This is a genomic window from Arthrobacter sp. Cr_A7 (assembly GCF_029222765.1).
In the GTDB taxonomy this organism is placed as follows: domain Bacteria; phylum Actinomycetota; class Actinomycetes; order Actinomycetales; family Micrococcaceae; genus Arthrobacter.
Map to the genome: position 1 here is coordinate 1 of NZ_JARHXQ010000009.1, position 1,403 is coordinate 1,403.

A 1,403-nucleotide genomic window follows, 5' to 3' on the forward strand; every position below is an offset into this window, starting at 1 on the left:
AACTGTCGGAATTGGGCCGGGAGTGACCCCGGTTTGGGGTGGAAAAACGCAGTCCGCTACTGGTTCGGGTCCGGGCTGCGGACGTCCCGCTCACCGATGTCGGCGGCGCCCAGGACATCCGCTGCTACGCCATGCACCGGCGCGTGCTCACGAACACTCAGCTCGGGATGGTGCAGGTCCAGGGCCGGCCGCTCGGACCGGATCCGGGGCAACGAGGTGAAGTTGTGGCGCGGCGGCGGGCAGGACGTGGCCCACTCCAGGGAGGCACCGAAGCCCCAGGGATCATCCACCGTGACCTTCTTGCCGGTCCGCCAGGTGTGATAAACGTTCCACAGGAACGGGATCATCGATGCGCCCAGCAGGTAGGAGCCGAAGCTGGAGAACTGGTTCATCAGGGTGAAATTGTCCTCCGGCATGTAGTCCGCATAGCGGCGGGGCATGCCCAGCACACCCAGCCAGTGCTGGATGAGGAACGTGGCGTGGAAGCCCAGGAACAGCATCCAGAAGTGGATCTTGCCCAGCCGCTCGTTCAGCATGGTGCCGGTGAACTTGGGCCACCAGAAATAGAACCCGGCGAACATCGCGAAGACCACGGTGCCGAACACCACGTAGTGGAAGTGGGCCACCACGAAGTAGGAGTCGGACACGTGGAAGTCCAGCGGCGGGGCGGCCAGGATAATCCCGGTCAGGCCACCGAAAAGGAACGTCGCCAGGAACCCGATGCTCCACAGCATGGGCGTCTCGAAGGTGATGGAGCCGCCCCACATAGTGCCGATCCAGTTGAAGAACTTCACGCCCGTGGGCACCGCGATCAGCATGGTCATGAACGCGAAGAACGGCAGGAACACCGCACCCGTGACGTACATGTGGTGGGCCCACACCGTCACGGAGAGGGCGCCGATGGCGATGGTGGCGTACACAATGCCCTTGTAGCCGAACAGGGGTTTGCGGCTGAAGACCGGGAAGATCTCCGACACAATGCCGAAGAACGGCAGCGCGATGATGTACACCTCCGGGTGGCCGAAGAACCAGAACAGGTGCTGCCAGAGGATGGCGCCGCCGTTGGCGGGATCGAAGATGTGGGCACCGAACTTCCTGTCGGCTCCGAGCGCGAACAGCGCAGAGGCCAGCGGCGGGAAGGCCATCAGCACCAGGATGCCTGTCACCAGGGTGTTCCACGTGAAGATCGGCATCCGCCACATCGTAAGGCCCGGAGCGCGCATGCAGATGATGGTGGTGATGAAGTTGACCGAGCCCAGGATGGTTCCGAAACCGGACAACGCCAGCCCGAACACCCACAGGTCACCGCCGATCCCCGGCGTGAACGTGGTGTTGGACAACGGCGCATAGGCGAACCAGCCAAACGAGGCAGCACCCTGCGGCGTGATGAACCCCGCGGTCGC

The 1,403-nt window shown here is 63.7% G+C and carries 1 protein-coding gene; it reads right to left on the bottom strand.

What is annotated here, in order from left to right:
* Positions 1 to 56: 56 nt before the first annotated feature.
* On the bottom strand, positions 57 to 1,403 hold a 1,347-nt coding region (locus P2Q66_RS00585; protein WP_275724756.1), incomplete at its 5' end, for a cbb3-type cytochrome c oxidase subunit I.